The following is an 883-nucleotide window of genomic DNA, read 5'->3' on the forward strand; positions in this document are numbered from 1 at the left end:
GCCGTCATGATCAAAGAGATTCGCCAACTTTCCCGTGACCGAATCACGTTTGGCATGGTGGTGATGATCCCGCTTATCCAGCTTTTGCTGTTCGGCTTCGCAATCAATACAGACATTCGCAACATTCCGGTAGGTGTTGTCGATCAAAGTGGCAGTACCGCCGGGCGGATCATTACCCAGTCCGTAAAAGTCACTCAAGTGGTGGATATCAAAGAAACCTATGCCACCGCGCAAGAGGCCGAACAAGCGATTCAAGATGGTATTGTGCGCGCCGTGCTGATTTTGCCAAGCGATCTCACACAACGCATGATGCAAGGTCGAGAGCTTGGGCAATGGATTGTGGATGGGTCAGATACCATGATCAGCTCGGCAATATTGTCGTTGCAAACCATGCCATTGACCGATTTTGATTTCGAGATTCGCCCAGCGCCAAGCAAAACATTCGAAGTCGCACTCTACTACAACCCAAGTCGGCGTTCTGCGGTCAACATCGTACCCGGCTTACTCGGTGTGATTCTCACCATGACGATGATTTTGTTCACCAGTGCCGCGATTGTACGAGAACGTGAACGGGGAAATTTGGAGCTATTGATCACCACGCCCATCCACTCGATAGAGCTAATGGTGGCGAAAATCGTGCCGTATATCTTTGTCGGCTTAATTCAGGTTTTCATCATTCTAGGGTTGGGACATTGGATTTTCGGCGTACCAATTAACGGTGCAATCAGCCAAATTCTGTTTGGAACCTTGTTGTTTATCGCCGCCAGCTTAACTTTAGGATTGGTCATATCCACCATCGCCACAACACAGCTTCAAGCCATGCAAATGACGGTGTTCATTCTTCTGCCTTCGATTCTGCTGTCTGGATTTATGTTTCCTTACG

The 883-nt window shown here is 48.7% G+C and carries 1 protein-coding gene; it reads left to right on the plus strand.

Annotation, left to right across the window (positions count from 1 at the left end; genetic code table 11):
- Window positions 1-883, plus strand: an 883-nt coding sequence (locus R7P74_RS25430) for an ABC transporter permease (protein ID WP_318123416.1), incomplete at both ends; no start/stop codon positions are given.

The sequence above is a fragment of the Vibrio sp. 2033 genome (assembly GCF_033339735.1).